Consider the following 25,552-nt stretch of genomic DNA (forward strand, 5'->3'; position numbering starts at 1 on the left):
GAGGGAGACTCTCCGATTTCCTACAATCCGCTGGTGACGTAGGCCACAATCAGGCTCGATGATGGGTGCATGACAACATTCCCGACTCTCGACCCCGAACTTGCCGCGGCACTCACCATGCTCCCGAAGGTGGACTTCGCTGACCTCCCCAACGCACGGGCCACCTACGACGCTCTGGTCGGCACCATGTTGGCCGACCTGTCATTCGACGGAGTCACGCTTCGTGAACTGTCGGCACCCGGCCTGGACGGCGATCCGGAGGTCACGATTCGTTTCTTCACCCCGGACAACACTGCCGGCCCTGTCCCCGTTCTGCTCTGGATCCATGGCGGCGGATTCGCAATCGGCACCGCAGAATCCAGCGATCCATTTTGCGTCGAGGTGGCGCGGGAACTCGGATTCGCCGTTGCGAACGTGGAGTACCGCCTCGCCCCCGAAACCCCCTTCCCCGGCCCCGTCGACGACTGCTACGCCGCACTCCTCTACATCCACGCCCATGCCGAGGAGCTGGGGGTCGATCCACGCCGCATCGCAGTGGGAGGGCAGAGCGCAGGCGGTGGACTGGCCGCAGGCACTGTCCTCAAAGCCCGTGACGAGGGCGTTGTGCCCGTGGCCTTCCAATTCCTCGAAATCCCTGAACTCGACGACCGCCTAGCGACGGTCTCGATGACGAACTTCGTCGACACCCCCTTGTGGCACCGCCCTAACGCCATCCTGTCGTGGAAGTACTATCTCGGCGGGTCGTATTCCGGTCCCGAAGATCCTGACGTGTCCATTTACGCTGCGCCGTCCCGGGCTACCGACCTCACCGGTCTGCCGCCGACCTACCTGTCCACCATGGAACTCGACCCGCTCCGCGACGAAGGAATCGAATACGCCCTTCGGCTGCTGCAAGCGGGAGTCAGCGTCGAATTGCATTCCTTCCCCGGAACCTTTCACGGGTCGGCACTGGTCGCGACCGCCGCGGTCAGCGAAAGAGGTGCCGCCGAAGCCCTCACTGCGCTCAGGAGAGGGTTGCGTTCGCTCTCGCCGGTCTCGTAGCGTTGCGAGATGCAAGGACTGATGTACCGGCTTGCCGAGCTCGATGCAGACTCGGCAGGCCTGGTACGTGTCATCGATTACTTCGACGCCCTCGTGCGGCACGGCTCCGACACCGCGTCTTTGCTTCGTGCGAGCGCGCAGTTGGCGGACTGCGTCGTGGGTATCGAGATCGTCGAGCGCGGCAGAAGCAAGAAGAATTTGCGCCGTTGCGATCCGCGCGGCCGATGGTCACCCGATCCTCAGCTCCCACCGAGCATGACCAGAAACATTGCCGTAGACGACGAGGTTCTCGGAACGGTATGGATCGAACGACCCGGGGCCAGCTTGCCACTCGACGAAATGCTCGTCGACCGGATGGCCCTGACCGCAGCGATAATTCTGCAACCGCGACGCCTGCCTACCGAAGCCGAGCACACTCGAAATCTGTTGTTCCCGATGGATGAACTCGCGGTGCTCACCTCCTGCGCCGGTCTCGGTGTCGAACCCCATACCCCAGTCCGCGTAATGGCAACCAAGGCAGTCTCAGGCACGGCCGAAGGTGCTGCACACCTTGTCATTTCGCCAGATTGCACACCTGGCAAAGCCGTTGGGATAGACGCTGACGGCGAGTATCTGAATCTCGTGACGGGTTCGTTCGCACCCACACCCGAGCTGTCCGAGGCCGCGCTGTCGTCATTCATTCGCGCCGGAATATCTTTGACTGCTCCCGCTTCCGAAGTGAGCACAATACTGAGCACTGCACGATTCGCTCGAGCACAGGCGTCGGCAACAACACCGATCGTGAACGCCGACAATCTCGGCGCCCTCAACCTCCTGGCGCCGGGACCACACATCGATCACTCGCGAATACCGGATCTGGTTCGTGCCGAAGAGATCGGCGACACCAAACAGGGATTAGAACTACTCGAAACCTTGAGGTCATACCTGCAGTCCGGAACCTTGAGGGCCGCAGCCGATTCCATGCATCTTCACCACAGCAGCGTCGCGCACCGATTGGCGAAACTGTCCCAGCACGTCGGATTCCACGTCGACGCCATCGAGAACCGAGCACGCGCAACGGCCATGATGCTGGTCCTCGATGGCGGATAGGACCCACCGCGCATCACAGGCACTACGCAGTGGTTGACGATCTTTCGCGTTGAGCGAGCGCAACAAACGGCGCAAGCGCCGGATTCGGATTATCCGGGCGGTAGGTCACTGCCACGTCGAGAGTTGGTTGCTCACCGGCGATCTCACATAGATGGACACCCGGGATGCGGAGCATCCGCGCTCTGCCCTGGGGGATCGGCGCAATACCCACCCCGTCCGAGACGGCATGCAGCACCTGCTCGTCGTCGGCCTCGAATCGAACGATGCTGGGCGCCCCGTTTGGCCAAAGTTGTTCGAGCGTACGCAAATACATCCCCGGGGCGTTGGCCTCCGGCCAGAACACAACGGGGACGTCCACCAGATCTCCGAGTTCGAGCGTCGCTCGATCTCCGAACGGATGATCCACGGGAACAGCGACCAGGATAGGTTCGGTATCGAGGACGATCAGGGGAAGTTCTCGATCATCTTCATCGAGCGGCGGGCGAACAACCGCGATGTCGACGGCTCCGTTTCGGACGAGGTCGACAGTCTGCGCCGAAGTGCCACGATGAACGACAACTTCGACGCCCGGGTAGAGCCTTCGATAGGTGCTGACCAGATCCGCGACTGCGCCGCCCGCCCACGAACGGGTGTACGCGATGCGCAGTTCTCCGTCCACACCGCGCGCGGCCAACCGAATTCGTTCGACAGCCCGGTCCGCACACCCGATCAAAAAGCGCGCCTCTCGTACCGCCACCTTGCCGGCTTCCGTGAAGGTGAACTGCGGACCCCGACGATCCACCAGCGGAACTCCGAGTTCGCGCTCGAGAACCTTGATCTGTTGACTGAGGGCCGATTGCGCGACGTGGACGTTCGCAGCGGCTCGAGTGAAGCTCCCATGATCCGACAGAGCGATCAGATAACGGGCACGCTGCAGGTTCATACGGCGATTATAAGAAAAACAGATGGTGGTGTCACTACTTGGTCTTGGACACGGCATCACCTGAGGTCGGAGGATCGAGTTCACGTTGATCCACCGTCTGTCTCCCGAAAATTGTCACCCGAACGATCACAAGGTTGCACATGAATCCCCGAGCACTCACTGAACCTGCAACAGACGCGAGGCTTATCGACGCCCTCGCAGAGGTCGTCGGCCACACGCATGTGCTTACCGATCCCGAACTGATCGAGGGCTACACACGTGACTGGACGGGACGTTGGATCGGCGACGCGATCGCGGTCATCCGCCCCGGCAACACCTCCGAAGTGTCTGCGGTTCTTCGAGCATGCTTCGACGCGGGGGTTCCCGTCACACCGCAAGGCGGCAACACCGGACTGGTCGGTGGTGGAATCGCCTCGACTGGGTCCGTGGTGCTGAGTACCAGACGTCTGGAGACGATCGAAGCCGTCGACCCCATCGGTCGGACAATCGCAGCCGGCGCCGGCGTGACCGTTGCTCGCGCCGACCTGGCCGCATCGGCACACGGTCTCCGCTTCGGAATCGATTTGGCATCAAAGGAATCCGCGACACTCGGCGGCATCGTCGCAACCAACGCCGGTGGGACGCGCATGGTCCGATACGGAAATACGCGCGCACAGATACTCGGTATCGAAGCCGTGCTCGCGGACGGTTCGGTGCTGAGTAGATGGACTCCACTCGTCAAAGACAATGTCGGATACGATATTCCAGGGCTTCTTGCCGGCAGCGAGGGAACGCTCGCAGTCATCACCAAGGTCCTGATGAAGCTGGTCACCCCGGCGACCGACACCCAGGTCGTGCTCGCAGGTGTGCGCGACGTCGATCAAGCGCTTCATTTGTGTAATCGCGTGCGTCAGAGCGGATTGACCGTCGAAGCCGCCGAAATCATGACTGACGACGGCATCTCCCTTGTCTGCGCACACACCGATGCCCGTCGCCCGTTCGGCACCCCTTCACCGATGTACACACTCATCGAGGTGTCATCACCGCGCGAGACGGAAGAGTCGCTCCTCGAAGTACTCTCCGACTCTGCCGACCTCATCGAGGACGCGACGGTCGAGCCTGGGCCCGCTCGAAAACTGTGGACTCTGCGGGAAAGCCATACCGAAAGCATCAGCGCGTCGTCGACGACGCCGGTAGTCAAGCTCGACATCTCCGTCCCCTTGTCCGTGATGGGAATGTTCATCGACAACCTCCGAGAAAGCCTGGCACAACGATTCCCCCTCGTGCGACCAATCCTGTTCGGGCACTTCGCCGACGGAAACATTCATGTGAACCTTCTGGATGCCGAGCCGAGGGTCGCACACGAACTGACCGATATGGTGTTCCGACTCGTCGCCGCCCACCATGGAAGCATCAGCGCCGAGCACGGGATAGGCCGCGCGAAGTCGCCGTGGATATCGCTGGGGCGCACTGAAACCGACATCGCCGCAATGCAGTTGATCAAATCGTCCTGGGATCCCCGTGGAATCCTCAACCCTGGAATACTGTTGCCGGAAAAAGTCGGGTAAGCAAAAGGGGTCTCGTGCAGGATCTTTACGTCGTCACTCATCCTCATGCCGAACACACAGCGCAGGACGTAGTCGGCGGTTGGCACAATTCGGTTCTCACCCCCGCTGGTCGGCGCGATGCAGGTTTGATCGCCGAAGCGCTGAAACGACGACGCACCGGAACTTCGCGCGCGGTCCGCATCACCTCGTCCGACCTCGAACGGTGCACCGAGACATCCACGATCATCGCCCGGACACTCGATGCTCCGGCGACAACAGACACTCGATTGCGCGAAATCAGCTTCGGAGAAGCCGAAGGACGCCCGAACTCGTGGCTGGCCCAGCGGCAGGTCCCGGCCCCTGACAACAACCGCCTCGATCACCGTGGCCCCGTTGCCGGTGCCGAGACCCGCCGCGACATCGCAGCAAGGGTTCACGAATGCATGCGCGAACTGATGGACGATCTCGATCACGATCACGATCACATCGTCGTAACCCACGGCTTTGCACACACATTCGTCGTCTCCGCCTGGCTACAGATTCCCGTCGACGCCGCAGGATTTGCGACCTTCGCGACCACCCCGGGTGCAATCACACATCTCCGACACGACGACTACTGGCGCAACCGAACCCTCGTGCAACTAGCTGATACGACGCACCTGGACTGTGGCACGATGGCCTGATGCGCCATGTCTCCGACGACGAACGCCGTGCTCGCATAGGAGTACGTCATGCGCTGGAGCCAATGTTTCACGTCGATTCGCCGGAAGCTGCCACGCGGGCGATGACGGTACTGCACGCCACCGAGTCAGCGACGGTCTATCTGTCTTGCTGGGCGAGGGTTCGGTCCGTGGACGCCGCCGACGTCGACCGCGCCCTGTACGACCAACGCAGTCTCGTGAAGCAATTGGCAATGCGCCGCACACTCTTCACCTTTCCCCGCGACTTGCTGCCGGCCGCGTGGTCGAGTGCGTCCGCCCGCGTCGCGAACACCGAGCGGGCACGAATGGCCAAGGATGTCGTCAAGGCCGGACTCGCCGTCGACGGCAACGACTGGCTCGATCGCGCACGGACGGAAGTGCTGAAGTTGCTCACCGATAGGCCTGAAGGGCTTTCAGCGGTAGAGATTCGTCAGGCCGTGCCGATGATCGACGTCAAGGTCGAGGGTTCGGCAGGTGAAATCTGGTCGGCACCCAGGGTTCTCACGCATCTCGGGGCGACCGCAGACATCATGCGCGGCACCAACACCGCCCGCTTCCCCGTCTCACGCCCACTGTGGACTCTCACTCGACACTGGCTCGACGACGCCCCCTTCGATCTCGAATCTGCAGACGGCTATCGAGAAATGGTCCGCCGTTGGCTCTACACCTTCGGACCGGGCACGGAAGACGACATCGTCTGGTGGCTGGGCTCGACGAAGACGGTCGTCCGGGCCGCCCTCGCCGAACTCGACGCCGTTGCAGTCTCACTCGACGGAGGCGACACCGGCTGGTTGCTACCCGATGACGTCGCCACGGTGCCTGATCCAGGTCCTTGGGTGGCACTCCTACCGGTGCTCGACCCGACGGTCATGGGGTGGAAGAACCGTGACTTCTACCTCGGCCCGCACCGCAACCAACTCTTCGACACCCGCGGTAATGCCGGCGCCACCGCTTGGGTCGACGGTCGCGTCGTGGGGTGCTGGATCCAAGACGAAACCGGTGTGGTGCACGTCCGATTGCTCGAGACCGTGTCAGCGTCTGCGCGACGTTCTCTCGATGCCGAGGCGGCGCGCCTCACCGAGTGGCTGGGCGGCGTCAGAATCGGCACGGGGTACGTCTCACAGGCGATGAGGCACGACGTTCCCGAACCTCCCGCCGGCACTAGTTCCCGGTGATAGCGTCAGATACCGATTGCCAGATCGTCGATGTCTGCGAGCGTGCCGCCGTTTTCGAGGATGCTCGTGTAGTTCCGAAGTCGGTTCTGATCTATCTCGGTAGTGCTGACCCCTCGCTTCCAGTACCCGAAGACAACTACATCGTCCTTCGCCAGGCCGACTGTCTTGCGGAAATGCGCTCGAATGGCTCGCATCTCGTCCCGTTCCCCGGCACCCCACACCGCGTAGTCTCCTGGGTTTTCGAGTTCGACGGCGTACTCGGCGAGGCCATCTTCGACATGGTGCAGCTCGAGGCCGGGGATCACGGGTAGTTCCGCGAAAGCCTCGGCGTCACCGGTGGCGACCCAGCCGACGCCGGTCAGTCCCTCGGGCCACTGAAGCAGAATCGAATAGAGGGCAGGTATCGCGGTGTCGTCGGCGAACAGTGCGACGCGGCGCCCGGCGATCTCGGGAACGAGGAAGTGCGGGCGAGGACCGGTGAGTGAGAACGTGTCACCCACACGCAGGTCGGCGGCCCACCTCATCATCGGGCTGGTGTGGCCGTGCAGCACTACGTCGAAGGTCATCGAACTGCTCGGCGCGTTGCAGGTGCGCACCGTGTAGACGCGAGAGACGTCGCCGTACTGTGGACCGAGCTGGATGCGAAATGCGACGTTGGGCCGCAACCAATTCGGGTCGTCCGCCGACGAAGTCAACTGGACGGCGATGCGCAAGATGCTCTCGGTCGGCCGTTCGACGCGTTCGACGACGGCAACCACGTCGTTGAGACCGCGGTCGTGGTCTTCTCCGCGTGGCGCCTTTGCCGACGCAGACGTTTCAGTTTCTTCAGGTCGAGATGCGGTAGTCATTGATATCTCCTGATCGGTGGTTCAGTTGTGGACGGGTAGCTGACTGACAGGTCTTCGATCACGCGGAACAACAAGTGGCCGTCCGGTTTCCGGGTCTTCGAGAACCAGCGCCTCGAGGTCGAAGACTTCGCGCAGTAACTCAGGGGTGAAGACGTCCGAGGCACTGCCCTGCATGACAATTTTTCCGGACCGCATGGCAACTACGTGCGTGGCATATCTGGCCGCGAGGTTCAGGTCGTGCAGGACCGCGACCAATGTTCGACCGGACTGGTGGAGTTGGGAACAGAGGTCGAGAACCTCGATCTGGTGTGCGATGTCGAGAAAGGTGGTCGGTTCGTCGAGCAACAACACCGGGGTGCGCTGCGCAAGCGTCATGGCGATCCATACCCGCTGACGTTGTCCCCCACTCAGCTCGTCCACCAATTGGTCTGCTGCATATCGCATTCCGACTTCATTCAGGGCCTCGGAGACAACATGCTCGTCTTCGGGTGACCACTGGCGCAGCATGCTCTGATACGGATATCGGCCGCGGGATACGAGGTCTGCGACACTGATCGCTCCAGGAGAGAGCGGGGACTGTGGCAACAGGGCGATTCGCCGGGCGACTTCTTTGGTTCGATAGGACCGAATATCGTTACCGTCGAGCACAACACGACCCGATCGAGGTGCGAGCATTCTGCCGAGCGCACGCAACAATGTCGACTTGCCACACCCGTTCGGTCCGACGACGACGGTGAACCCTCCATCGGGGATCTCGAGACTCAACTCGTCCACGATGGTTCGATCGGCGTACCGTAGTTCGATCTTCTCGGCACGCAGCCGCGATGTTGGGGTGGCAGTAGTCATGAATCTCTTTCGTAGCGAGTTTTTTCAGGCCTGACGAGCGAGCAGCCAGATCAGATAGGCACCACCGAGCAGACTGGTGACGAGACCGACCGGAGTGCGGAGACCGACCTCGACCGCTTGCGCGATCAAGTCGGCGCCCGCCAGCAGAACTGCGCCGAGCAGGAAGGAAGTCGCGACAAGAACACCGCTGCGCCGTGCCAACCGTCGTGCGATCTGGGGAGCGGCGAGCGCCACAAATGCGATGGGGCCGGTGGCCGCGGTCGCCGCGCCGGTGAGCGCGACCGCAAGCAGAATGCCGGCAAATCGGTATCGCTCCACGGAGATCCCGAGCGAGGACGCAGCGTCGTCGCCCATCTCCATCATGGTGACGCGCCGGGACACCACGACGAGAGCAGGAACGAGAACACCGACGGCGATCGCAACACTGACCGCGTGTGGCCAACCGCGCCCGGTCAGCGAGCCGGCCGTCCACTGCTGCACAACGGTGGCGTCGTCGATATCCGCACGCACCACCAGGAACGACATCACGGCGCTCAGCATCGCGCCCACGCTGATACCGACCAAGACAAGTCGAAGACCGCCGCTGACGCCGTCTTTGCGTGCCAGCGCGTACACCAGAAGCGCCGTCAGCATGCCGCCGAGAACAGCGGCGCCCGCGGTCTGCAGTACCCCGCCTCCGAAGAAGACGATCTGAACCACGGCTGCAGTCGCAGCGCCGGTGGTGAAACCGATGATGTCCGGCGAGCCGAGAACATTGCGCGAGAGCGTCTGGAAAACCGCGCCGGCCACACCGAGGCTTCCGCCCACGCCGATCGCCGTGATCAGCCGCGGCAGCCTGCGATTCTGGACGGACCGAACCGCCGCTGGGGCGCCTTCGCCGTGCAGGGCACGCCATACTTCACCCAAGGACAGATCCAGGGTTCCATACATCAGCGTGGCAAACGAGAGCGCCGCCAATGCCGCACTGATTGCCACGGCTACGAACAGCACTCGCGGAACTATCCGCCACGAGTACGACCCGATTCGAACCACCCAACCGCGGAACAGCGGTGGAACCGGCTGCGCTGCAATCGCATTCACAGCGACGCCACCCGCCGCGAGCGAACAAGCGCAACAAACAAGGGGCCACCGAGCACCGCCACGGCGATCCCCGTCTGCAGATCTCCCGGCGCTGTGGCAACGCGACCGAGAACGTCGGCCAAGAGCAGAAATGCCGGGGCGACAACGAGCACGCACGGCAGAAGAAATCGCAGATCCGGCCCGACGACGCCGCGCACGATGTGCGGCGCAGCCAGGCCCACGAATCCGAGCGGTCCAGCCGCCGCAGTTGCGGCCCCTGCCAGCAGGATGACTGCGACAGCGGATCCGACCCGTGCGGGTCCGGTGCTGGCACCGAGCCCTTTGGCGACATCCTCGCCGAGCGCGATTGCGTTGAGTGGACGAATCAGCAACAACGACAACACGATACCGACGATGACGAAGGGCAGAACAGTGACGATCACGTCTCCGCCGCGGCCTTGCAACGAACCCACTGCCCAAAATCGGAACTGATTGAATGCGGCCTCGTTGCTTATGAGAACCATGCTGGTGAGAGCCGTGATCGCCGTCGCAACAGCGGCACCGGCAAGCGCCATGCGCGCTGGGGTCGCGGCGCTGCGATGCGCCGACCCCAACATGTACACACCTACCGAGGCAACGGCCGCGCCGGCAAGCGCGAACCACAGATAGCCGCCGACCGAAGTCACCCCCAGATAGGCAATCGCAATGACGACTGCTGCTGATGCTCCGGCGTTCACACCGAGTAGTCCCGGATCGGCTAGAGGGTTGCGGGTGATCGACTGCATCAGCGCGCCGGCCAGTCCGAGCGCGGCCCCGACCACAAGCCCGAGAATTGTTCGAGGCAAACGTGATTCGATCACAATCAGGTGCTCGTTGTTACCGGCGTCGTAGGAAAGAACTGCATCGAGGACAGTGGAGACGGGGATGTTGCGTGAGCCGATGACGAGTCCGCCGACGGATGCCAGCACGATTACAACGATGGAGACGAGGACCAACAACCCCGCACGCGCGGCCGTCCCGGACCTCAGTGGCGCTTCGGTCCGGGACTGCAGTGGCGCTTCGGTCCGGGACTGCACAGAAACACCCACGCGGTCATCCACCGAACGTGGACACCAGCGACTCGACCGTCTGCTTTGCACTGAAGTAGTCGAGACGGAAGGCTGCCGTTCCCATCGCGTATACCCGATCACCCTTGACCGCAGGTTGATTCGCAAGGAGCGGGTCGGCCGCGAGTTGCTTCTCCACGTCCTTGGGCCCCATCGAGACGGCAAACAGCGTCTGCGCCCCGTCTAGTGCGGCAGACATGTTTTCGGAGCTGACGATCGCGACGCCGGAGGCACCCCGCTTGTCCGGAGCGACAAACTGCTCGGCGGGCTCGGCATAGGTGAAGCCGAGCGAGGCCAGCAGATTGCCCTGCGGGCTGTCGGCTCGGAACGTCCAGACACCGTCGGCACCCATGTAGACCAGTGCCGTCACCGGCTGCTCGGGAAGTTTGATCTTCGCGGCTTGGGTGGTGACCCAGCTGTCGTATTCGTCGACGGTTTTGGCGGCCTCGCTCTCGAGTCCGGTGACAGTCCCGAGCTGATCAGCGAGCTCCTCCCAGGAGCTGGCGCCGTAGTCGAGAAGAACAGTGGGTGCGATGTCGCTCAGCTGTGAGTAGGCATCGAGTGTCGAGTCGCCGCCGTTGGCGGAGCCGATGATCAGATCGGGCTCGAAGGTCTCGATCGCGTCGAGGTCCAGCTCGAGATTTCGGTAGAGCACCGCGACGCCACGATCAGCCGCCACGCCCGACCACTGGGAGAAAAACCCCTGGTCATCGGTCATTCCCGACGGCGTTGTCGCCGCACTCGCGACCACCGGCGCTCCGATCGCAAGCAGCGTGCCGGTCAACGACGGCGAGGTGGACACGATCCGAGTCGGCTTTGCAGTGATCTCGGTACTGCGGCCGCCGTGATCGACGGTGCGCGGCCAGCCCTCGGTGGCCCCGGAGGTTTCCTGGGCGCCCTCGGTTCCGGTGTCACTACCTGACGAATTCGAGCAGCCGGCAAGAGCGAGGGCGACGACCGCGGCGAGTACTGCCGCCGTCGGGCGTAGAGATCTGCGCATGAGTATGTGGCTTTCTGAAGATACGAGAGTGCGCCGCTGCGAACGCAGTCGGCAGAGGTAAAGTTAGCCATACTTAAGTCCCAAGGGTTGTCCAGGAGCGCCAACGTGTTACCACTATCGGGAAGGTCGGACGCAATCGACTTGGGGCCGATCCGCGCCTGCCGCACCGAGCCAAGCATCGGCCGCTCACCCCTGTTGTTCTGGGTTCTCGCAGGCAGTGGACGCGTCAGGACCGGATCGACCGTCTACGAGGTGCCGGCAGGCGAGTTGTTGTGGATCCCGGCGGGCGTGCGATATTCGATGGAGACGGACTCGGATTCCGTCGCGTTTCCCATCCTGCTTCCGCCCTCGAACGGCGTCAGCGCCGGGCCGGCTACCGTGACGCGTCTGCGCGTTCCGCCCGGATGGGAAGACAGACTGATCCACGAGTTCGTTCACAACCTGGGCTATCTGCGCGGCGACGCTGCACACCCGTCGTCCTTGTTCGAAATGATTACCCGGGCCGACGACGGGGCCACCTCGCTGCCGCAATTGCCGCAATCACGGGAAGCGTTCGAGATCGCGCACGCCCTGTTGCGAACACCTGGCACCGACGACACCGAGGCACAATTCGCGAAGCGTGCCGGGATCAGCATTCGAACGCTCCAGCGGTACTTCGTGGAAGAAACCGGCCTCACCTTCACGCGCTGGCGGCTTCGAGCTCGGATCGCCGCGTCGTTGGAGTACCTGAAGCAGGACCGCGAGATCGGTTGGATTGCAAACGAAGTCGGCTTCGAAACGGGCAGCGGATTCACGCGCGCGTTCCGGTCCCAGATGGGAGAGAGCCCGAGCGACTATCGCCGCCGGGCCCTCTCCGGTCCAACCGATCGCAGCGTGGACACCGACAACGATCAAGCATTGGTCCGCATGCTCGCAGAGCCCAGGCAGCCCGGGGAAACAGCGCCGCCGATACCGGCCAATGCGACGTGGCCGCGCGTCAACGGCGCCCACGTCGCCGTGTGGGTCTACCGAGGCCAAGCCCGGGTGGACGTCGCGGACCGCAGTTGGGAACTGTGCACCGGAAAGGCCATGATTCTTCCTGCAGGCGTCCTCAATACCGTCACGGTTCCGACTGGTTCACTGCTTCTGCCGCTCGGCTTCCGTTCCTCGAACGGGTCGACCGTATCTGCCGACGCCCTCGAGACCGTGCAGTTCTCCCCCGCTGACGAGTTGGCATTGCTGCACACTTTCGTCGCCGCATACACGCCCTTGCGCCCGCACGGCCACGACAGTTCCGCAGCATTCGACATCATCGCCACCGGCCCTCTTGCACAACCGGTTTCGAACACCTCGCCCGCCGATTCGATTGCCACACGACTGGCAGCGACGATCGCCGCCCGGCCGGCCGACCCTCGCACTCTGGACGAGTGGGCGCAAGAGTTCGGTACCGACGCGGCCAGGCTGCGCCGGGAGTTCCGTATCGAAACCGGCACCACGTATCCGCAGTGGCGATCGCTTTCACGGATGACCCAGGCACGCACCCAACTCCAACTCGGGGTTGCACCCGGCACGGTGTCGAGGAACCTGGGTTACGCGCACCTGCCCGCATTCAGCCGAGCGTTTCGCACTGCGCACGGGATCTCACCGCAGCGCTTCCAAGCCCAGTCCGTCGAACGCGCCCTCTGGTTACGTTCTGTGCCGCGCGCCGCGGAGCCGAGCGCTCGGGTTCTTCACACCCACTGAACGAGTTGCCACACGATTCCGTTGGGGTCGACGAACTGGCAGTAACGCTCACCCCACGGTTCAGTCTCCGGTTCGGTGACGACGGAGGCACCTTCAGCAGCGATGCGGGCGAACTCGGCGTCGACATCGTCGACCACGAATGCAATGAGCAAGCCTTGACCGGCCGGACCTGCGACGAAGTCGGGCTTGAACGTCCCGAGCCCGGTGCGCAGGAAGACCACGTTGACCCCGGCATCCGGATGATTCAGGGAAACGAAGCCGTCATCGGCCATGGCCTCGGTGAAACCGAAATGGGTTTTCGCGAAGTCTGCCGATGCGTCGGTGTCGGCGACGTTCAAGGACAGAGCAGTGCTGGTGATTTTCATCGTGGGCCTCCCATGATCGATAAACTTTATGCAGTGCATACAGTATGCACCGTATAAGGTATACCACCGTTGAGGTATTCCCGATTTCTGGAGACGACTGATGGCACGCGAACTGATCGACCTGCTCTGGCGCGATCACCCCCTCGCACCGAAGGGTGGCACCCGCGGCCCGCGAGCGAAGGTCACCACCTCACAGGCGGTCGACGTCGCGATCTCCGTCGCGAATACCGACGGCCTCGACGCCGTGACGGTCCGCCGATTGGCCGCCGAACTCGGAATCTCGGGCATGGCGGTGTACACCCACGTCGGATCCCGCGACGATCTGCTGGTGCTCATGGTCGACGCCGTACACGGACACAGCCCACTCCTGCCGTACGGGAACATGACCTGGCGCCAACGTGTGCGTCGGGTCGCCGAGGAAGAACTTGCCCTCTATACGGAGCATTGGTGGCTCCTGGACATCTCCGATCAGCGCTCCGCGTTGGGTCCGGGAACTATCGCGAAGTACGACCACGAACTTCACGCCTTCGACGGCACGGGACTGAGCGACATCGACCGGGACTCCGCCCTGACATTTGTCGCCGACTTCGCCCGATCCTCGGCGCAAGCGCGGCGCCCTGACCCCCGAGCAGCCGACATGGCCGAGGTGTGGTCGTCCTGGAACCAGCGTCTGGCTGCTTATCTCGGCGACGACTTCCCGCTGGCGCAGCGAGTCGGAGGGGCGGCCGGCGAGGCCAAGAACTCCCCGTACAGCCCCGAGGCGGCCTGGGAGTTCGGGCTGGACCGGGTACTGGACGCCCTGGACGGCCTCATTCACATCGAATGACATTCCTGCAATTCGTGGGAGACAATGTGTCCGTGCAGCGTTTCGGTTGGTCTCGACGGTCCGACGGCGACCCTTCGGTGTTCGAACCGCGAGAGCTGTTGCACGCCTACGAGAATCGATCGACCCGAGAGGTACGAGATTCCGGCGAGCTTCTCATCGAGATTCCGCTGAGCGACGCGAGCATCGTCGAGATCACCGTTCTTGATGCCTCTGCGGGCTGGATCGACTCCCGCGTGCGAGGACTCTGCAGTTCCCTGGACAAGATCGACCGCCGGGCTCAACGCGTACTTCGAGGGGGATTCAGCATCGGCTGGATCGAACTCGAATCGGAGCGCCACGGCGTCATCGACTACTGGGAAAACGGGGTCAACAACGAATACCCCATCTCCATCGTGTGGAACGGAAACTCCTGGGAAGAAGCGGCAAGCACCTAGCCTCGAAATCGGCGGCATATATCTGCGAAGACGGGGTAGACGAGTAGATACCAGCGGCACATCGACTCAACTCCAGGCGTGGTGGACAATGTTTCTCAGCGACCAGTCAATTCGTCACCACACCCGCCGTTTCGGAGCAGCTCTCTCGCCTTCACACAAGTGGCCTCCGCCCACCGAAACACAGCGCATCGCACGCTGGAGTGAGCGGTCTGAGATGCTCGGCGCGCTGTCGGTACTCCTGTTCTGGGCTTTCGGCTTCGGCATCCTGCTGGGCGTCGGCGCGATCACAACAGGAATCTTCGCGCTCCGACGTCACCCGAAGAAGTCTGGCGGGCATCTGCTCTCGAATGCCCGCCAGCTGCCATGGGATGCAATAGTCGGCCTCTTCACCGGATTCATCGGTCTGGCACTGAGCGGCTGGTTCTTCGTGGTGGTCCTACCCAACATGTAGCCCTCTGCTAGCCGAGTCCGTTCGCGGAGGTGGCCAGCACTCGGAGTTCACGTCGGAGGATCTTGCCGGTAGTGGTGAGCGGCAAGCTGTCGATGAACGTGATCTCCCTGGGGTACTGGTAGAAAGCAAGGCGACTTTTCACGTGGGTCTGCAACTCCTGACGGAGCTCCTCCGAGGAGTTCGACCCCTCGGACAGTACGACAAAAGCGTGAACCGCTTCGCCGCGCAACGGATCCGGAACACCGATGACACCTGCCATGGCTACCTCGTCGTGCGAGAGCAGGCACTCTTCGATCTCTCCGGGGCCGATTCGGTACCCCGCGGACGAAATGACGTCATCGGCACGTCCCTGGTACCAGAAGTTCCCGGCGTCATCAGTCCGACCCAGATCACCGGTGTGAATCCAACCGTCGTACACCTTTTCATCGGTCTTCGACGGCTGGTTCCAATATCCGAGGAACTGTCCGGGATTGCCTGCCTTTACACAGATCTCGCCTACCTCACCAATCTCGACCGGCTCGCCGAGCGGATCGAGTAGGGCGATTTCGAAGCCGGGAAAGGCCCGACCCATCGAACCGCTGGCGGGGTTCCACTTCGAACGCGAAGTCCCGATGGTCAGATTCATTTCCGTCTGCCCGTAGAACTCGTTGACAGCTACGCCGAGAGTGCTCGCAACCCAGGCTTGCAGCGCGTCACCGAGTGCCTCACCACCGGTTCCCAATGCCCGCAGCTGAATACCACGCGCAGCAGTCTTGTCGATGCCGATGCTTCGCATCTGCTTGAGGGCAGTGGGAGGAATGAAGGCGCCCGTCACCTTGTGACGGCTCAGAATCTCGACCGCACGCGAAGGCGTGAATTTGTCGGGCGTCGCAACTACGGGGCACCCCAACGCAAGTGCGGGGAACAGTACGTCGAACAAACCACCGATCCAGGCCCAGTCTGCCGGCGTCCAGAAGACGTCTCCCAGCTGCGGAGCATTGTCGAACGCCGTCCGCATACCGGGCATGTGCGCCAGGAGAATTCGGTGCCCGTGGAGCGCGCCTTTCGGATTCCCGGTCGTCCCTGAGGTGTAGATGATGATGGCATGTGAATCGGGGCCCGTGGCTACCAGTTCACTACTTTCTGCGGCATCGTCGACGAGGCTGTGGAAATCGAGGATTTGCACGGGCGTCGAATCGGAGAGCCGATCGAGCCTTCCGACCACGATTACGGCTTCGAGACCCGGTATCTCACCGATTCCGTCGGCAACTCTTTCATAGCAGTCCTTCTCGACCACAAGAACTTTCGCGCCGGAGTCACGCATCCGATGTACTAACGCATCCGATCCGAACTTGACCGAAAGTGGAACGGTGACCATTCCGGATCGGAAGGCGCCCAGATGTGTCGCCAGAACCTCGATTCCCTGTGGGACCATCACACCGACGCGATCGCCCGAGACCAGGCCGAGATCCGCGAGCACGGTCGCGAACTTTCGGCTCATCGTGGCGACTTCACCGAATGTGTACCGCGCCCAGTGCCCACCGGTGTCTACGACGAGGGCCAGATCATCGGGATTCTGTACATCGACACATGCGTGCGCAATGTTGAAGTGCTCTGGCACAGCCCATTCGAAGTGTTCTGCTTCGAGGTCCTGCCACCATGACATATGCCGCCGAGAACTCACCGAGCACCCACTTCGAGGTCGAGGGAATGGGTCTCGCCTACCAGGAATGAGAATTCGCCGGATAAGACAAGGTCTCCGTCTTGGTTGACGAGTGAGCCTTTCGACGTCACGATCGCGGTCTCACCGTCCGAGCGAGGGCGCACCGACAGCACTTCCGACACCGCATGCACCGAGTCGCCGAGGTAAGTCGGCCGGTGGAATCTGACCTGATCGAGCCCGTAGAAGCACTGCAGGTAGCGGGGGTCCAACTCCACCAGACCGAGCAAGGTGGACAACATGAGAGCACCGTGGGCGATCTGGCGACCGAAGCGCGTCTGCTGCGCGTAGTCGGGGTCGAGGTGAAGAGGATGGCGGTCCCAGGTGAGGTCGGCGAAACTTCGCACATAGTCTTCGGTGACGACCCGCGGGTCCGTCACCGCAATGTCTCCGACAGAGATCTCTTCGAAACTCTTTGTGATCATTGAAGTTTCCTCTATTAGTTGACAACCGTGGAGCGTTGATCGACCGGCGGCAGATACGCCCCGTTGTCATCGATGTACATGTCGCGACTTCCTTCGTCGAGGTCGGTGTCACGGACGAAGTAGACGCTGATCAGCGAAATAACCGACAGGGCAGCGATATACACAGCGACCGCAAACGATCCGCCGGTTGCGCGAACCAACATGGCGGCAACCATCGGCGCGATTGCACCACCCAAGAGCACCCCGATCTGAAAAGCGATGGACGCTGCGCTGTACCGCACCCGTGCGTCGAACAGTTCCGCGATGAACGTCGCCTGCGGCCCGTACGAGATGCTGAGCATGAATGCGCCGACTGCCAATGCGCCGGTGGTGATCCAGAAGTTGCCGGTATCTATCGCGGCGAATGCAACGAAGACCCACACTCCCATGCCGGTGATGCCGACCATCAGGATCCGGCGTCGGCCGAATCTTTCGGACAGTTGACCGAAGATCGGAATGAAGATGACTGCAACGAGCGCGGACACCATGACCGCTCCGAGCATGAGGTTTCCGGACAGCAGATCGAACTGATCGGCGTAGGTCAGGCTGTAGGTGTTGAGGATGTAGAAGTAAGCGCCCGTGCTGATCATCGAACCTGCGGCAAGAATGATTTGACGAGGGTAGTTCTTGAACGCGTCGACCATCGGAATCTTGACCGCAGTGTTCTGCTGCTTCACGCGAGCGAATGCGGGAGTCTCTTCCAACGCGGTGCGAATGTAAAGCCCGACGGCGACCAACGCGATACTCAGCAGGAAGGGAATTCTCCACCCCCACACCAGGAATTGGTCCCCGGTGAGCGCCTTGGTGCCGAACATGACGGCCGTCGCCAGCAGAAGGCCAGCAGGCACACCGACCTGCGGCATACTGCCGTAGAAACCGCGGCGGTTCTTGGGTGCGTATTCCACAGCAGTCAGAACTGCACCGCCCCACTCACCCCCGACGCCGAAGCCCTGAATCAGTCTCAGCAATACGAGAAGAATCGGGGCCCACACACCGATCTGGGCGGAGGTCGGAAGGACGCCGACCAGGAACGTCGCTGCTCCCATCAAGAGAAGTGCGAGCACCAAGACCTTCTTGCGTCCGATGCGGTCGCCGAAGTGGCCCATCACAACACCGCCGAGTGGCCGCGCCAGGAAGCCGACAGCGAAGGTGGCGAAGGAAAGAATTGTCGCCAGCGCGGGGTCTGCGCCCGAAAAGAACAGCGGCGCAAAGACCAACGCGGCGGAGGCGCCGTAGACCTGAAAGTCGTACCACTCGATCGTGGTGCCGACCAGAACCGATCCGGCCACACGCCGCAGGGCAGGCCTGTCGACAGTTGCGGGAGATGGGGGATTCGCGTCGTTCATGTCATTGCTCCTTGTATGGAGTGCCCTGTTAGCTCTCGCACCGAGAGGGAGGCTCGACAAGGAGACTATGCAGTGACCCAGGGCACAGTCAAGCGTATTTCAATCGATCGATTGATTAGTTGAGATGCAATTTGCCAGTACACAAACAGCTATCAATCGACTGATTGACAGCCGGTCGATTTCGGCGGCGATGCTAGCATGATTGGGCAACCAACCGAAATGAGGATCATGGACCTGGGGCGCGTTCAACGGGCGGCAGTCACGCTGTTCGCGACGAAAGGATTCGCCGCCACCGGCATTCGTGAGCTCGGAGCCGAAGCCGGCATCAACTCGGCAACGCTCTACCACTACGTCGGCAGCAAAGAGTCACTGTTGGCCTCGATCATTCGGTCTTGCCTCGACGAGCTGACGCAGTCGGGAGAGCGGGCAATGCGCCGAAGCGCCGATCCCGTAGTCCAGCTCGCCGGCCTGGTGTCGTCACACGTCGGCATTACCGCCGTCAACCAACTGACTGCCCGCGTCGCCGAGTACGAGATGCGCGGGTTGACCGGAGACAACCGCATCGAGTTGCAGACCCTGCGCGACGAGTACGAGCAACTTTTCGGACAGATCCTCGAACGCGGACAACGCGTGGGCGCCTTCGACATCGAAGATCTGGCATTGAGCCGACTCGCGATACTCGAGATGTGTACCGGGGTCGCGCATTGGTACCGGCCCGGTGGGCGTCTCGAGTTGGAAGATGTCCAGCGATTCTTCGTCAGCACCACGTGCAAGCTTCTGTCGGTTCCGTCCGACGAACTGCACGGTGTGGAGTTCATTCACGACGTCCGAAAGCTGGACAGCGAGCCCGAGACTCAGTCCTCCGAGATCTGGGGAACCACTGCACAGAGCGAATTCGCGCGACAGTCCGAGCTTTAACCGCCCCTCGAAACTCCCGGCTCTGGTACGAACTGAACATGCAACTACCCGCGGACAGTCATGTTCACAGCGAGTGGTCGTGGGACACCGGCGGACCGCTGTCGCACGCATCCGGACGAATGCAACAGACTTGCGCGCGTGCCGAAGCAATCGGATTGCCGGCGTTGGTGTTCACCGAGCATCTCGACTTCGATGCTCGGTGGCGCACAACCGCCGCAGATCTGATGCCCCATCAACATCACCTGCTGAGCACCGACGGCTATGTCCGCGCACCGATCCTCGACGTCGACGGCTATCTCGACAGCATCGAACGATGCCGACACCGTTTTCCTGAATTGCGGATACTCACCGGCGTCGAGTTCGGACAACCGCACCTGCACGAAGCGCAGGCGTCGCACCTCCTTGATCTCGGTGTCATCGACCGGGTATTGGGTTCCTTGCACACGCTCGAAGTCGGCGACGATCGGAGTGAACCGAACACTCTGTTTCGAAAGTGGAGTGCCGACGAAGTCATGTGGGCATACCTCGATGAGATCCCGCGTATGGTGGCTGGCTCTCGGACCTTCGAGGTGTTCGCCCATATCGACTACGCGGTGCGTGCATGGCCGATCGAAAGTGCCGGACCTTTCGATCCCCGTCGATTCGAAGAGGGATTCCGAAATGCGATGCGCGCCATCGCCGACAGCGACCGGATCCTCGAGATGAACACCCGTCGGCTGTTGCCCTGGATACCCCAATGGTGGGGCGAAGAGGGAGGTAAAGCGGTGACATTCGGCAGCGATGCACATGTGCCCGAAGCTCTGGCAGCCAATTTTCCGGAAGCGACCGCGATGCTCGCGCACTACGGATTCCGTCCGGGTCAACGTCCCGAAGAGTATTGGACCCGCTGATCCGCCTGACTCCCAGACCGATATTTCCGTGAACTCGGGTTGTCGGAGACGGATCAACCCGCAATAGTCGATGTATGGATCGGTACAAAATCACGATGCCCGACGGCTCTTCGACCGAGGAACCTTTCAATTCCGACAAGGAAGCAATCACTTGCGCAGTGGATGCGAACCGAGGAGTCAGCAAGAACCTCGTAGTCGAAAAATACACGGCCGACGGTCATCTGGTTCCAACCGCGCAGGCGCCTGCGAAACACACAGGTCGTCACAAGAAGAACCGTTCGAAGAGTTGAAAACTCGACTAGTTCACAACTCTCGAACTCGGTGTGTGGCGACCGGATGCGTGACGCAGAAGTAGTTGGATCGCGTGCTCGACAGTTGCACCGAGGACAGCTTCGGGGTCGCCCGAGAAAACCTGCTTCTCCGTTTCGGCGGTCCCATGGTCGACGACTCCGAACCACACAGTTCCGGGTCGAACGTTCTCCTGGGTATCAGGACCGGCTTCACCGGTGACGGCCAGCGTTAGCGACGCACCCATCAGTGTGGCGGTGCTGTGCGCCATGACCCTGGCTGCCTCTTCGCAGACCACTGGCCCGTCCGGAACATGAAGTACGGAATGTTTCACCTCGCGGGTGTACGCGACGATCCCACCACAAAACCACGATCCGGCGTCCGGCGCCTTTCCCAGATGTGCGGCGATGTTCCCGGCAGTCAACGATTCCGCCGTCGCCACCGACAGACCGTGTTCCTCTACTGCCGCAGCCAATTGCCTGCACATATCGTCGAGATCCTTGTCCGACGGAAGCTCGGGTCGTGGATCGCCATTCATATGTTCCTCCTCCTGCAGTCCGATCGGTGACTGCGACAAGACACTGAAAGTTCTCGAATGCCCATTCCAACCGTGCCTTACAGCTCACTGCCCCCTTGCGAACTGCACCCTTCGAAAGTGCGTCGAGCGCACTCGTCGATCACATCAGCTACACGTGACCGACGCGTGAGTTGACGGCGCTGCACGATCGCCCCGTTTCCGTTGCTGAACACCTTGTCCAAGGAGGCCGTGACCTGCTCGAATTCTCCGAATGCAGTCAACGCAGGTTCGACGTGATCCACCAATTGCCGAACCGCCTGGTGTGCAGTCAGCAAGCGCACGGATTCCACGTCCAGCGACCTCCCGTCGAGTCCGTCACGCGCCGCCCGCCAGCAAGCCGCGCGGAGTAGCTCGTGATCGACAGCAGGCGCTGCTTCACCTTTCGTGATCGCGGCGGATGCGGTACCGACGAGTGCCTGCACCAGTGTGGCCAGAGTCATCGTCTCCTCCACGGTGGCGGGCACGTCGCTGATCCGAATCTCCACGGTGGGAAGGTGATCCGACATGCGCACATCCCAATAGACCATGTGTGGATCGAGAATGACCCCTGTCTCCAGCATTGCTGCAACAGCATCTTCGTAGTGCGCCACGGACTCGAAGTAGGGCGGCGGACCCGAACTGGGCCATCGGCCGAACAGAACGTAACGCCAACTCGCATAACCGGTATCGCGACCGGCGCTGATCGGAGAGTTCGCCGTCAGTGCCAACAAGGTCGGTAACCATGGGCGCAGATGGTTGATGATCTGGACCGATCGTTCTCGATCTTCCACACCGACATGAATGTGGCAACCACACATAACACCTTCGGTGATCGCTCTGAATTGACCGGCCATTCGCTGGTATCGCGACGTTTGAGTGATCTCGTCCACCGGCGGATCGTAGAACGGCGTCCCGACTGCGATGAGTTGACAACCCACACGGGCAGCGGCGTCGGCGGTGACGGCACGCGACTCACAGAGTTGATCACGAAGATCACGAATATGGTTTCCGATCGACGTAGACGTCTCCACCTGACAGCGCGTGAGTTCGAGTTGCAGCGAGATACCGAGTTCCCGCCCGGCGGCAGCAACCTCGGAGTTGCGCAGAGTGGGATGTCCAGTCTGCGGATCGCAGAGCAAGAACTCCTCTTCGACACCGAGAGTCGGTGTACCTACCGAGAATATGTCGGGAGTCGGCTTCGCGTTCATAGGGCTTCCTCGCACCGGTTTTCATCCACATCCGATTCTTCGAGCGTACGACCTTCTACCCCTTTCGGCACTACTCCAACCGTTTCATCCAGTCACCGATCGGGTAGTTGCCCTGTGAACCGACGACGAGCGAAGAATCGCAAGTCTTCATGAGCTCAGGATGGAGTGTGCCGTGACAAACGCGAGCGAAAGTTCACCGGTAGATGACGAACACACAAATCGATCGCACGTAGGGGAGGCAATCAGCGACGGTCGCAACTATCCCGGATACCTGCTGATCGGGCTGGGCCTGGCAACACTCGGATTGACCTTGGTGGCAGCAGGTTACGGATTTCGTGGTTGGGCAGTCATTGCCGGCGTCGTGTGTGTGGTGTCCTTCATCGTCGGAACACTGGCCATCTTGATGGAACACCGACGGGTCAAACGACTGGAAGGTCAGGAACTCTTCGATCAAGAAGGGCACTGAACCGACCGCTCGAGTCGTATTCTGCTCAAGCAGAATACGACTCGAGCAGAACACAGCTCAGTGAGTGCGGAGCTGCTCGATCAGCTCACCCTTGTTCAGCTTCGAATAGCCGTGCAGATCGAGTTCCTCGGCACGTTTCTTCAGCTCGTCGACTGTCCACTCCTCGTATGGCGAGGATTGTCCGCCGGACTTGGCGACATTCGACCGCCCTCGATTGGCGGCCGCATTGGAGATTCGGGCCGCCTTCTCCTTGGAATCGCCCTTCTCGCGTAGCTCTTCGTAGAGTTCTTGATCCTTGAGTTGAGGTTGTGAGTCCTTGCGAGCCACTGTTTCGTCCCTTCACTCGTCTTCACTCCGACGGTGTGGCCGAACTGGCAATTCGGCCACACCGCAGGTTCGAACGTACGTCGGCACTCAGGATGTAGGCGGCACCTCGAAACGCCCCCACACACGGTGCGTCTTCAGAAGCTGAGCCAGCGAGGCGAGCGCTCCTTCCGCGTCTGCATCGACGACGACTCCCAATGCAGACTCGTCGATACCGGCCGCAGCCAGCGCACTCATGCTCTCTCCCCAACCACCAATTGCCTTGCTGTGACGATACATTTCGTTCAGCAGAGTCTCCACCCGTGGATCCAACTTGCCCTCACCGATCCGAGAAACGTCGCCGCTCAGCAGGATTGCATCGAATTCGATCGAACGAGCTGTGAGGTACGTTCGCTGCACCGTCACCGCGTCGTCACCGTCCCCGATGGTTCCGCCGTGCGGGCCGAGGATCAGCGGCACCATGCCGGCGTCGAAGATCTTGTCTCGAACGGCGACAACCGTTTCGAGATCGGAGTTCTCATCGACCAGTAGTGCGATGATCCTTCCGTCTACCGGCCATTCCGCACCAACCTGGGACAGTGCAGGGCTGAGCTCCGGATCACTCAACGGCTCGGTCGGTTCGGGAACCGGAAGGCCAAGCCCCCCTGCGACGATCGACACGAGACCCGCGTCGATATTCGCCAAGATGCCCAGATTCCGGGTCTTGATGTTCTCCTCGTAGCACTTACCCAATTCGAAGGTATACGCCTGCGCGACGTGCTCCTGCTCAACAGAGGAGAGACTGCGATAGAAGAGTCGAGCTTGCGAGAAGTGATCGTCGAACGATGCCGGCGCCTGCCTCACCTTTCGCCCTGAAACTTCTTCGGGCACCTCGATATAGGCCGCGCTCTCCGCCGAGGCCAAGAACGGGCACCCACCGTCCAACGAATTGGGATGGTACGGCGCAACTCCGGTATGTACACCGTCCTGATGAAAGCCGTCGCGAAGCATGTCGTTGACAGGCGCGTGAGGCCGGTTGATCGGGATCTGATCGAAATTGGGGCCACCGAGTCGCGTGATCTGGGTGTCGAGGTACGAGAACAAACGTGCCTGCAGGAGACGATCGTTGGTGATGTCGACACCCGGAACCAAGTGACCCGGATGGAATGCAACCTGCTCGGTCTCGGCGAAGAAGTTCGTCGGATTGGCGTCGAGTGTCATCGTTCCGATGACCTGAACCGGCGCGAGTTCTTCGGGCACGATCTTGGTGGGATCCAATAGATCTATGCCTTCGAACATTTCGTCTTCGGTATCAGGGAACACCTGCACGCCCAGATCCCAGGACGGATATGCGCCCGCCTCGATGGCGTCGGCAAGATCGCGTCGATGGAAATCCGGATCCACACCGCCGGCGATCTGCGCTTCCTCCCACACGAGTGAATGCACTCCGGCGGCCGGCTTCCAGTGGAATTTCACCAGATTCGTCTCGCCGTCGGCATTCACGAGCCTGAACGTGTGAATACCGAAGCCCTCCATCATGCGATAGGAGCGCGGGATGCCGCGATCGGACATGTTCCACAATGTGTGCGCCGTGGCCTCGGTGTGCAGCGACACGAAATCCCAGAATGTGTCGTGCGCGCTCTGCGCCTGCGGGATCTCGCGGTCCGGGTGGGGCTTCGCGGCATGGATGATGTCCGGGAATTTGATGCCGTCCTGGATGAAGAACACCGGGATGTTGTTGCCCACCAGGTCGAAGACACCTTCGTCGGTGTAGAACTTGGTGGCGAAACCGCGTGTGTCGCGTACGGTGTCCGCCGAACCTCGTGAACCCAGCACCGTCGAGAACCGCACGAACACCGGGGTTCGAGCACCGGAAGCGAACACCGATGCTTTACAGATGTTTTCGGCCGCGCCATTCGCCAGGAACGTTCCGTGTGCAGCCGCCCCGCGGGCGTGGACGACGCGCTCCGGAATTCGCTCGTGATCGAAGTGTGTGATCTTCTCACGCAGGTGGTGGTCTTGAAGAAGAGTCGGGCCGCGCTCGCCGGCAGTGAGTGAGTGGTCGGTCTCGTAGAGACGTGTACCGGTTGCGGTGGTGAGGTACTCCCCCCGCTGGCCGCGACCATTTCCCTTCACCTTCTCCTCGGCACCCGCGACGGTACGCACCTCCGGCTGCCGCTGGTCATCCTTGGGCGGCAACGGCTGTCGAGGCTTGACCGGCTCTTTCAGGTCCGGCGCTTTCGGGGCCGGTGCACCTGGGACGGACTGAGATGAAGGCATCGAACAGCTCCTCTTGATCGTCA

At 61.7% G+C, this 25,552-nt stretch carries 26 protein-coding genes; 12 read left to right on the forward strand and 14 right to left on the reverse strand.

Annotated features, from left to right (window positions below; translation table 11 throughout):
- The first annotated feature begins 69 nt into the window (after positions 1 to 69).
- Together RhoBH5_RS10390 and RhoBH5_RS10395 are read left to right on the forward strand one after the other, a co-directional pair.
- Complete coding sequence (locus tag RhoBH5_RS10390) at positions 70 to 1,041, forward strand: alpha/beta hydrolase (RefSeq protein ID WP_030537407.1); 972 nt, start codon at positions 70 to 72, stop codon at positions 1,039 to 1,041.
- 9 nt (positions 1,042 to 1,050) lie between these two features.
- Positions 1,051 to 2,130 carry a helix-turn-helix domain-containing protein gene (locus RhoBH5_RS10395; protein ID WP_270008238.1) on the forward strand — a complete coding sequence of 360 codons (1,080 nt, stop codon included), beginning with the start codon at positions 1,051 to 1,053 and terminating at the stop codon, positions 2,128 to 2,130.
- A gap of 22 nt (positions 2,131 to 2,152) precedes the next feature.
- Here RhoBH5_RS10395 and RhoBH5_RS10400 read toward each other — a convergent pair whose 3' ends face one another.
- On the reverse strand, positions 2,153 to 3,052 hold the full coding sequence (locus RhoBH5_RS10400; protein WP_270008239.1) for a LysR family transcriptional regulator: 900 nt from the start codon (positions 3,050 to 3,052) through the stop codon (positions 2,153 to 2,155).
- Between the two features lie 140 nt (positions 3,053 to 3,192).
- Between RhoBH5_RS10400 and RhoBH5_RS10405 the strand changes: the two genes are divergently transcribed.
- The 3 genes from RhoBH5_RS10405 to RhoBH5_RS10415 all read left to right on the forward strand — a co-directional run bounded on the left by RhoBH5_RS10405 (position 3,193) and on the right by RhoBH5_RS10415 (position 6,454).
- Positions 3,193 to 4,599, forward strand: coding sequence for an FAD-binding oxidoreductase (locus tag RhoBH5_RS10405; RefSeq protein WP_270008240.1), 1,407 nt, complete (start codon positions 3,193 to 3,195; stop codon positions 4,597 to 4,599).
- Between the two features lie 14 nt (positions 4,600 to 4,613).
- The gene (locus tag RhoBH5_RS10410) at positions 4,614 to 5,261 is read left to right on the forward strand and encodes a histidine phosphatase family protein (protein WP_270008241.1); all 648 of its coding nucleotides are present in this window, start codon (positions 4,614 to 4,616) and stop codon (positions 5,259 to 5,261) included.
- A gap of 62 nt (positions 5,262 to 5,323) precedes the next feature.
- The gene (locus RhoBH5_RS10415; RefSeq protein ID WP_245361509.1) at positions 5,324 to 6,454 is read left to right on the forward strand and encodes a winged helix DNA-binding domain-containing protein; all 1,131 of its coding nucleotides are present in this window, start codon (positions 5,324 to 5,326) and stop codon (positions 6,452 to 6,454) included.
- Between the two features lie 5 nt (positions 6,455 to 6,459).
- Here RhoBH5_RS10415 and RhoBH5_RS10420 read toward each other — a convergent pair whose 3' ends face one another.
- Genes RhoBH5_RS10420 through fepB form a run of 5 tightly spaced genes read right to left on the reverse strand, consistent with a single transcriptional unit; the run spans position 6,460 to position 11,313 of the window.
- Positions 6,460 to 7,302 carry a siderophore-interacting protein gene (locus tag RhoBH5_RS10420; protein ID WP_042448187.1) on the reverse strand — a complete coding sequence of 281 codons (843 nt, stop codon included), beginning with the start codon at positions 7,300 to 7,302 and terminating at the stop codon, positions 6,460 to 6,462.
- 21 nt (positions 7,303 to 7,323) lie between these two features.
- On the reverse strand, positions 7,324 to 8,148 hold the full coding sequence (locus RhoBH5_RS10425; protein WP_007735712.1) for an ABC transporter ATP-binding protein: 825 nt from the start codon (positions 8,146 to 8,148) through the stop codon (positions 7,324 to 7,326).
- Between the two features lie 24 nt (positions 8,149 to 8,172).
- Positions 8,173 to 9,228, reverse strand: coding sequence for a FecCD family ABC transporter permease (locus RhoBH5_RS10430; RefSeq protein ID WP_270008242.1), 1,056 nt, complete (start codon positions 9,226 to 9,228; stop codon positions 8,173 to 8,175).
- Positions 9,225 to 10,307: a FecCD family ABC transporter permease gene (locus tag RhoBH5_RS10435; protein ID WP_442972455.1), complete on the reverse strand. Its 1,083-nt coding sequence runs from the start codon at positions 10,305 to 10,307 to the stop codon at positions 9,225 to 9,227. The genes RhoBH5_RS10430 and RhoBH5_RS10435 overlap by 4 nt, the downstream gene beginning before the upstream one ends.
- Positions 10,300 to 11,313 carry a Fe2+-enterobactin ABC transporter substrate-binding protein gene (gene fepB / locus RhoBH5_RS10440; protein WP_270008244.1) on the reverse strand — a complete coding sequence of 338 codons (1,014 nt, stop codon included), beginning with the start codon at positions 11,311 to 11,313 and terminating at the stop codon, positions 10,300 to 10,302. Before fepB ends, RhoBH5_RS10435 begins: the two co-directional genes overlap by 8 nt.
- A 105-nt stretch (positions 11,314 to 11,418) precedes the next feature.
- On the opposite strand from fepB, the gene RhoBH5_RS10445 reads away from it, so the two are divergent.
- Positions 11,419 to 13,035, forward strand: a complete 1,617-nt coding sequence (locus RhoBH5_RS10445) for an AraC family transcriptional regulator (protein WP_270008245.1) — start codon at positions 11,419 to 11,421, stop codon at positions 13,033 to 13,035.
- Here RhoBH5_RS10445 and RhoBH5_RS10450 read toward each other — a convergent pair.
- The gene (locus tag RhoBH5_RS10450) at positions 13,023 to 13,400 is read right to left on the reverse strand and encodes a VOC family protein (protein WP_003943112.1); all 378 of its coding nucleotides are present in this window, start codon (positions 13,398 to 13,400) and stop codon (positions 13,023 to 13,025) included. The genes RhoBH5_RS10445 and RhoBH5_RS10450 overlap by 13 nt on opposite strands.
- A gap of 100 nt (positions 13,401 to 13,500) precedes the next feature.
- Between RhoBH5_RS10450 and RhoBH5_RS10455 the strand changes: the two genes are divergently transcribed.
- The 3 genes from RhoBH5_RS10455 (at position 13,501) to RhoBH5_RS10465 (ending at position 15,111) form a co-directional block, all read left to right on the forward strand.
- Positions 13,501 to 14,226, forward strand: coding sequence for a TetR/AcrR family transcriptional regulator (locus RhoBH5_RS10455; protein WP_007735703.1), 726 nt, complete (start codon positions 13,501 to 13,503; stop codon positions 14,224 to 14,226).
- Positions 14,223 to 14,660 carry a hypothetical protein gene (locus tag RhoBH5_RS10460; protein ID WP_058226793.1) on the forward strand — a complete coding sequence of 146 codons (438 nt, stop codon included), beginning with the start codon at positions 14,223 to 14,225 and terminating at the stop codon, positions 14,658 to 14,660. Before RhoBH5_RS10455 ends, RhoBH5_RS10460 begins: the two co-directional genes overlap by 4 nt.
- 88 nt (positions 14,661 to 14,748) lie before the next feature.
- Positions 14,749 to 15,111: a hypothetical protein gene (locus RhoBH5_RS10465; RefSeq protein ID WP_225320185.1), complete on the forward strand. Its 363-nt coding sequence runs from the start codon at positions 14,749 to 14,751 to the stop codon at positions 15,109 to 15,111.
- Between the two features lie 7 nt (positions 15,112 to 15,118).
- On the opposite strand, the gene RhoBH5_RS10470 is transcribed toward RhoBH5_RS10465, so the two are convergent.
- The 3 genes from RhoBH5_RS10470 to RhoBH5_RS10480 are packed head-to-tail and all read right to left on the reverse strand — an operon-like array spanning position 15,119 to position 18,620.
- A complete protein-coding gene (locus tag RhoBH5_RS10470; RefSeq protein WP_231915209.1) occupies positions 15,119 to 16,774 on the reverse strand; it encodes an AMP-binding protein in 1,656 nt (551 codons plus the stop codon).
- Positions 16,771 to 17,235 carry a MaoC family dehydratase gene (locus tag RhoBH5_RS10475; RefSeq protein WP_270008246.1) on the reverse strand — a complete coding sequence of 155 codons (465 nt, stop codon included), beginning with the start codon at positions 17,233 to 17,235 and terminating at the stop codon, positions 16,771 to 16,773. The genes RhoBH5_RS10470 and RhoBH5_RS10475 overlap by 4 nt, the downstream gene beginning before the upstream one ends.
- A gap of 14 nt (positions 17,236 to 17,249) precedes the next feature.
- The gene (locus tag RhoBH5_RS10480) at positions 17,250 to 18,620 is read right to left on the reverse strand and encodes an MFS transporter (protein WP_270008247.1); all 1,371 of its coding nucleotides are present in this window, start codon (positions 18,618 to 18,620) and stop codon (positions 17,250 to 17,252) included.
- Positions 18,621 to 18,839: 219 nt separating this feature from the next.
- Between RhoBH5_RS10480 and RhoBH5_RS10485 the strand changes: the two genes are divergently transcribed.
- Together RhoBH5_RS10485 and RhoBH5_RS10490 are read left to right on the forward strand one after the other, a co-directional pair.
- A complete protein-coding gene (locus RhoBH5_RS10485) occupies positions 18,840 to 19,538 on the forward strand; it encodes a TetR/AcrR family transcriptional regulator (RefSeq protein WP_225320187.1) in 699 nt (232 codons plus the stop codon).
- Positions 19,539 to 19,576: 38 nt separating this feature from the next.
- A complete protein-coding gene (locus RhoBH5_RS10490; protein ID WP_073512494.1) occupies positions 19,577 to 20,428 on the forward strand; it encodes a PHP domain-containing protein in 852 nt (283 codons plus the stop codon).
- A 298-nt stretch (positions 20,429 to 20,726) separates the two neighbouring features.
- Here the strand turns inward: RhoBH5_RS10490 and RhoBH5_RS10495 are convergent, their stop codons facing one another.
- Complete coding sequence (locus RhoBH5_RS10495; protein WP_054781115.1) at positions 20,727 to 21,254, reverse strand: CinA family protein; 528 nt, start codon at positions 21,252 to 21,254, stop codon at positions 20,727 to 20,729.
- Between the two features lie 77 nt (positions 21,255 to 21,331).
- Positions 21,332 to 22,480 (reverse strand): glutamate--cysteine ligase 2, encoded by a 1,149-nt coding sequence (locus RhoBH5_RS10500; RefSeq protein WP_007735690.1) that lies wholly within the window; start codon positions 22,478 to 22,480, stop codon positions 21,332 to 21,334.
- Positions 22,481 to 22,640: 160 nt separating this feature from the next.
- On the opposite strand from RhoBH5_RS10500, the gene RhoBH5_RS10505 reads away from it, so the two are divergent.
- Positions 22,641 to 22,946, forward strand: a complete 306-nt coding sequence (locus RhoBH5_RS10505; protein ID WP_007735689.1) for a hypothetical protein — start codon at positions 22,641 to 22,643, stop codon at positions 22,944 to 22,946.
- Between the two features lie 57 nt (positions 22,947 to 23,003).
- On the opposite strand, the gene RhoBH5_RS10510 is transcribed toward RhoBH5_RS10505, so the two are convergent.
- Positions 23,004 to 23,273, reverse strand: coding sequence for a DUF7218 family protein (locus tag RhoBH5_RS10510; protein WP_118605858.1), 270 nt, complete (start codon positions 23,271 to 23,273; stop codon positions 23,004 to 23,006).
- Between the two features lie 87 nt (positions 23,274 to 23,360).
- The gene (locus RhoBH5_RS10515; protein ID WP_270008248.1) at positions 23,361 to 25,529 is read right to left on the reverse strand and encodes a catalase; all 2,169 of its coding nucleotides are present in this window, start codon (positions 25,527 to 25,529) and stop codon (positions 23,361 to 23,363) included.
- Positions 25,530 to 25,552: the final 23 nt, after the last annotated feature.

The sequence above is a fragment of the Rhodococcus sp. BH5 genome (genome assembly GCF_027583855.1).
In the GTDB taxonomy this organism is placed as follows: Bacteria; Actinomycetota; Actinomycetes; order Mycobacteriales; family Mycobacteriaceae; genus Rhodococcus_F; species Rhodococcus_F qingshengii.